The 6,844-nt window shown below is 49.9% G+C and carries 3 protein-coding genes and 1 pseudogene; all 4 read left to right on the top strand.

What is annotated here, in order from left to right; genetic code table 11:
* Nucleotides 1-386 (top strand): annotated as a pseudogene (locus tag QUB61_RS36770) (hypothetical protein); the annotation flags it as partial.
* 61 nt (nucleotides 387-447) lie between these two features.
* Entirely contained in the window at nucleotides 448-2,382 is a 1,935-nt protein-coding gene (locus QUB61_RS36775) for an Ig-like domain-containing protein (protein WP_333133388.1), read from the top strand.
* 578 nt (nucleotides 2,383-2,960) lie between these two features.
* Entirely contained in the window at nucleotides 2,961-5,111 is a 2,151-nt protein-coding gene (locus tag QUB61_RS36780; RefSeq protein ID WP_333133387.1) for a TIGR03032 family protein, read from the top strand.
* A 1-nt stretch (nucleotide 5,112) separates the two neighbouring features.
* Nucleotides 5,113-6,844 (top strand): cadherin-like domain-containing protein (locus QUB61_RS36785; protein WP_333190382.1); only part of this gene is annotated, 1,732 nt, incomplete at its 3' end.

A 6,844-nucleotide genomic window follows, 5' to 3' on the forward strand; every position in this document is an offset into this window, starting at 1 on the left:
AGGGGAGTAGGTTAGTAGGGTTTGCTTACAACGCCCTCAAGGAGGCTTTTTATAGCGAATATAGTTCGCGGTTATTGCTAGTCGATTACGACTTGCTGGCACAAAAACCGGATAAAGTTTTGGCTTTAATTTATCAATTTCTGGAGGAGGAACCGTTCAATCATGATTTTGAAAATGTCCAATATGATGCACCAGAATTTGACGAGCGACTCAACCTGAAAGGGCTGCATACAGTCCGTTCCAAGGTCGAGTTGCGCTCGCGCCAAACGATTTTACCGCCAGATTTATTTACCCAGTTTAATCAGTTGTCTTTTTGGACAAATCCTAGCAATAGTTTGGCGAACTTGATTGTTCCCCAGCCCGTAGAAGCAACGGTTAAATCTTAGTTTCCCTCTTTAAGGGACGAAAGTTTCACTCACTCAAGCAACACAACAGGAAAAAAATCAAATGACAAACTTCACCGTTAACCAAACTACTGATGACGGCACTGGCTTAACCTCAGGCACTCTCAGTTATGCAATTCTGCAAGCCAACCAACTCGCAGGGGATGACACCATTACAATCAATAACGATGTCCGTTTCACTGGGGTAGTAAAGACGCTGGTGAACAGCAACATCACTATTGTGGGCAACAACCACAGCATCAGCGGCGATGCTAATAATAACGGCATCAACGACAATGGCGACGTGCGCTCATTATTCATTCTGTCGGGAACCGTCGGTATTTCTAACTTAACCATCACCAACGGACGGGCTAAAGGCGGAGATAGTAATCCAGGCGGCGGCGGCGCTGGCATGGGCGGCGGCTTGTTTATCTATGATGGCAATGTTACCCTCACCAATGTCGGCTTTACTAATAACGCTGCCCAAGGCGGTAGTGGCAATGTTAGTGGACTGAGTGTTGGTGGCGGCGGTATGTTTGGCGATGCTGGCGGTGCCGGGGGCGGCGGGCTGTTTGCTGGTAGCACTGACAGCAACGGTGGCTACGGCGGTAACGGCAACTACGGCGGCGGTGCTAACGGTGGCTTCGGCGGCGGCGGCAACCCCGGTGTTGGCGGCGGCTTCGGCGGCGGCGGCGGCGGTAACGGCAACTTCGGCAACGGCGGCAACGGCGGCTTTGGCGGCGGCGGCGGCAAGGCCGGCGACTACGGCTTTGGTGCCGGCAACGGCGGCTACGGCGGCGGCGGCGGTCGCGGCAACGGCCCGTCAGCTAGCTTCGGCGGCGGTGCCGGCGGCAACGGTGGCGGCGGCGGTGCTGGACTAGGGGGTGGTATTTTTGTCCGCACAGGCTCTTTAACCCTCAACAACACCAGCTTTACCAACAACACGGCGAATGGCGGCACAGGTATTAACTCAGGTCAAGGCTTAGGTGGGGCAATCTTCATCATGCAGTCCACCACCAATACCAACGGCAAAAACCAGGGAATGCCCACCACCCTTGGCACTATAGATTTTACGGGTTCGTCTACCTTCAGCGGCAACAGTGCGGCTAACGATGCGGGGACACTCACTAATAACGATGATGTTTATGGCACACAAAAACCTCCCAGCAACCAACCCCCCGTAGCTGTTGACGACAGTGCTTCCACATTCTTTGGGACTCCCGTCAACATCCCAGTTAGTACCCTACTGGCAAATGATACCGATGTCGATGGCGACCCCCTCAGCATCACTGCTGTCAGCGGTGCTACCAACGGTACTGCTTTCCTGAACAATAACGGCACACCCAGCAATACCGCAGATGATTTCGTTTCCTTTACCCCAAATCTTCTGTTTTTTGGTAATGGCAGCTTTAACTACACCCTCAGCGATGGTAGCCTGACTGATACTGCTACAGTGACTGTGGCTGTCGGTCTGAACCTGTTTGGCACTATTTTTCCGGATTACCTGGTTGGCACCATCGGTAACGACATTATCAACGGCGGTAATGGCAACGATACCATCTACGGCGGCGCAGGTAACGATAGCCTCTCTGGCGAGAATGGCAACGACATCTTGTATGGCGATGGACTGATGGATGGCGGCGCGGATAACGATACCCTGACGGGTGGTAATGGCAACGATACTCTCAAAGGCGGTGGCGGTACTGATTACCTCTCTGGTGGTAATGGCAACGACCTGCTTTATGGTGGTCTTGGCAGTGATTTCCTCACAGGTGGCAACGGTAACGATTTATTTGCCTTTGCTGCCGGGGAAGGGACTGATACCATTACTGATTTCTCTGACGGTAATGATTACATTGGTCTGTCCGGCGGTTTAAGCTTTGGTCAACTGTCCTTCTCTGGCAGCAACATCATTATTACCAGCACCAATGAAATCCTGGCAACGCTGACGGGTATTAATACCACTACCCTCACATCTGCTGATTTCTTAACGGTCTAGGATTATAGCCTTTTTGGGTGATTGGTGATGCGATCGCATTTGAGATTAAAAAAAATGCGATCGCATTTTCGTCCATAAAGCCTATTTAATCAAAGGCGCTTAAAACAACAGGAATCACCCCATACCTCCAAAAATCCATTTGCGATCGCGCCCAACGATTTTACCGCCAGATTTATTTACCCAGTTTAACCAGTTGTCTTTTTGGACAAATACTAGCAATAGTTTGGCGAATTCGATCGTTCCCGGGCCCATAGAAGCAACGGTTCAATCCTAGTCCCCCTTTTTAAGGGACGAAAGTTTCACTCACTCAAACAGTAACAAAGCGATCGCTATATAATCCATTTTGCCCAAGCAAAAATTTAGACAACTGCCTAAGCGAGCAGACATCAAGCCAGTTTTAATCCTCAAACGCAGACGGTGCAGGGAACTATTTGACTGCGTTTTCTTAACCTCAATGCTAATTATTTATTAAATAAAGTCGCAATTAAATAAAGTCGCACCATGTCGCGCCTGTGGGAGCATTCAACGTTCCAGGGTCACAAATCAAAGCTAATTAGTCTTTTTTAAACCAACAACCAATGCAAACCCCTGCTTCTGCCCCTAGTGGACTAGAAATCAACGCTTCTAAGCAATTCGGCTCTTGGCTATGCGAGCAAAATCTCAGCTTGGGATTCACAACCTATCAAACCAACCGCCTTTTTTTCCTTGGTAGCCAAGCGAACGGACAACTCAAGCTCAACGAAAGACTATTCGACAAACCAATGGGGCTATATCTAGCAGGCAAAAGCCTCTACATGACTACCCGCTACCAACTCTGGCATTTTGATAACTTCTTGGGTAATGGCCAAAAGTACAAAGAATGCGATCGCCTTTATGTCCCCCGCACCGCTTACACTACAGGCGATGTCAACGCCCATGAAGTAGTCTTAGACGATGCCGGAAAATTGATTTTTGTCAATACCGACTTTAGTTGTTTAGCCACCCTCAGCCCAGACTACAACTTTGTCCCCATTTGGCAACCGCCCTTCATCTCCAAACTCGTCGCCGAAGACCGTTGTCATCTAAATGGGTTAGCAATGGTAGAGGGCAAACCCGCTTATGTCACTGCCTGTAGTACCACAGATACAGCCGCCGGGTGGCGCAATCATCGCCATGACGGGGGAGTCGTCATCGACGTTACCCAAAAGGAAATCATCGCCACAGGCTTATCCATGCCCCATTCTCCCCGTTGGTATCAGGGGAAATTATGGTTACTTAATTCTGGCACAGGGGAATTAGGCTACATCGAGGATCGTCAATTCCATCCCATCACCTTCTGCCCTGGATTTGTGCGTGGATTAGCCTTTTGGCAAAACTTCGCCTTTGTGGGACTGTCTCAACTACGTTCCCAGACTTTTACCGGATTAACCCTAGAAAACCGCTTAAATTCCCAAGGAAATCGCCCCCAGTGCGGCTTAATGGTAATTGACTTGCAGACAGGCACAGCCCTGCACTGGCTATATTTTCAGGGAGTAATTGAAGAACTATTTGATGTCGCAGTTCTGCCTGGGGTGCTACAACCCCAAGCAATTGGTTTACAGTCAGACGAAATTCAGCGCCTAGTCACATTTCCCAACAGTGGCGGCATTGTCACCACCAAACCCACTGCCAAACGTCCCAGTTTAGGTGCAACCCCCCCCGTCGCTGGTTTACCCACACAACAAATTACCCCCCTTAATCCCCCCGAAGAAAGGGGGGAAATCAGACAATCTAGTTCCCTCCCCGAAGAAAGGGGGGAAATCGGACAATCTAGTTCCCTCCCCTTAACAAGGGGAGGGTTAGGGAGGGGTAATCCCAGGACTAATAGTGAGGCAGCCTTTTCAAGGGGGGAGCAAATCCATTACCAACGGGTGTATCACCTCAACAGCAGCAACGCCCTCGACTACAATCACCTTACCTATCCCAACCTGCAAAAACGCTGGCAAACTCAACCGCCCCAAGGTGAATTAACCGGGCTTTCTGCTTCGCTAGACGGTGCAATAGTCGGCTTTGCCATCAGCGAACGTTTAAACCCACAACAAGCCGAAATCATCTCCCTATTCGTCTTACCCGAATACCGTAGTCAAGGAATTGGCACTCGGTTACTCGCCTATTTAGAACGAGAATTAGCCCAACAGGGATGTGTTGAAATCATCCTCAGCTATTCAACCAGTACGCTCACCAATGTAGCTTTAGAACCGCTACTGCAAAAGCTACATTGGCAACCACCCCAAATTAACTTGGTGCTAGGCAAAACCGCTACAGAAAAAATTGCCCCAGCCCCTTGGTTAAACAAGTATCCCCTACCTCCAGCCTTTGAGGTGTTTCCTTGGTTAGATGCGGGTTTATCCCTGCCGCCTAATGTCGAGGCACACCGCTTAGAACCCCTAAATAGCTTGGGATTGCGCTATCGGGGGGAGGTAATTGGTTGGGTGTTAACCCATCGGGTAGCACCTGACACAATTCGCTATACCACTGTTTCAATTGCGGAAGCATTTGAGAAGCGGGGGCGAGGGGTTTCGCTGTTAGCGTCAGCGATTCGTCGTCAAGTTGACAGTGGTGTTCCCTACCTAACGGGTTCGGTTTCTTACCGTTATCCGCGTTTGTTGAAATTTGTCGAACGACACCTGACTCCCTATTTGACTGGGGTGGGGGAAGTGCGGCAAACGAGTAAGTTGATTAACCCTACACTTGAATCAAGAGAAAACTAACATGGCTGACCCGAATTTTAAAGCTCCAATTACCAACCCCTTCGGACTGACAGATACGGGGTCTTATCCTACACCCATCTTTGCCGATATCGATGGCGATGGGGACTTAGATGCTTTTGTGGGTAATAGTGCAGGCAATACCCTGTTCTACCGCAACAGTGGAACTGCCACGGCTCCCACCTTCACCCTGGAAGCCACTAACCCCTTTGGACTGACGGATGTGGGGTCTTATGCCAACCCCACCTTTGCCGATATCGATGGCGATGGGGACTTAGATGCTTTCGTGGGGAATTATGATGGAAATACCCTGTACTACCAGAACACGGGTACTGCGAGTAGTCCCAGCTTTGCAGCCCCCCTCACCAACCCCTTCGGACTGACGGATGTGGGATCTTTGTCCTCCCCCACCTTAGCTGACCTTGATGCGGATGGCGACTTGGATGCTTTTGTGGGTAATCGTGCAGGCAATACCCTGTTCTACCGCAACAGTGGAACTGCCACGACACCCACCTTCACCTTTGAAGCCACCAATCCCTTCGGATTAACGAATGTGGGGGGTTCTGCTGTTCCCACCTTTGCTGATATCGATGGCGATGGGGACTTAGATGCTTTTGTGGGTAATCAGAGCGGCGATATCCTGTTCTTTGGTATTAACGATGCCCCAACAGGTTCACCCACTGCGACGTTAAGCAACACACCAGAAGATACTGCCATTAATATTACTGCGGCTGACTTATTAACAGGTTTTACGGATGTGGATGCGGGTGATATCCTCTCAGTTACCAACTTAACTGCGACTAACGGTGCATTGGTAAATAACAACAATGGGACTTATACCTTCACCCCAACTGCCAACTTTAATGGTGCAGTTAATCTGACCTACAATGTCACTGATGGCACAGCAACCTTAACTGGACAAACCCGCAGTTTCTCTGTTACCCCCGTTAACGATGCGCCTGTTGCTGTTGATGACAGTGCTTCCACATTCTTTGGTACTACCATCAACATCCCAGTTAGTAGCCTACTAGCTAATGATACCGATATCGATAGCACCTCGCTGAGTATCACTGGTGTCAGCGGTGCTAGCAACGGTACTGCCGTCCTGAATAATAACGGCACAGCCAACAACACCGCAGATGATTTCGTTTCCTTTACGCCAAATCTTCTGTTCTTTGGTAATGCCAGCTTTAATTACACCCTCAGCGATGGTAGCCTGACTGATACTGGTACAGTTACTGTAGCCGTCGGTGTCAGCATCAACGGCGGTAGCGGTGCGGATAACCTGCTTGGCACTATTGGTAACGACATCATCAACGGCGGCAATGGCAACGATACTATCTACGGCGGCGCAGGTAACGATAGCCTCTCTGGCGAGAATGGTAACGACATCTTGTATGGCGATGGACTGATGGATGGCGGCGCGGGTAACGATACCCTGACCGGTGGTAATGGCGACGATACTCTCAAAGGCGGTGGCGGTACTGATTACCTCTCTGGTGGTAATGGCCAAGACCTGCTTTATGGTGGTCTTGGCAGTGATATCCTCACGGGTAACAATAATAACGATATATTTGCCTTTGCTGCCGGGGAAGGGACTGATACCATTACTGATTTCTCAGACGGTAATGATTTGATAGGACTCTCCGGCGGTTTAACCTTTGGTCAACTGTCCTTCTCTGGCAGCAACATCATTATTACCAGCACCAATGAAATCCTGGCAACGCTGACGGGTA

The sequence above is a fragment of the Microcoleus sp. C2D2 genome (assembly GCF_036702495.1).
Taxonomy (GTDB): Bacteria; Cyanobacteriota; Cyanobacteriia; order Cyanobacteriales; family Microcoleaceae; genus Microcoleus.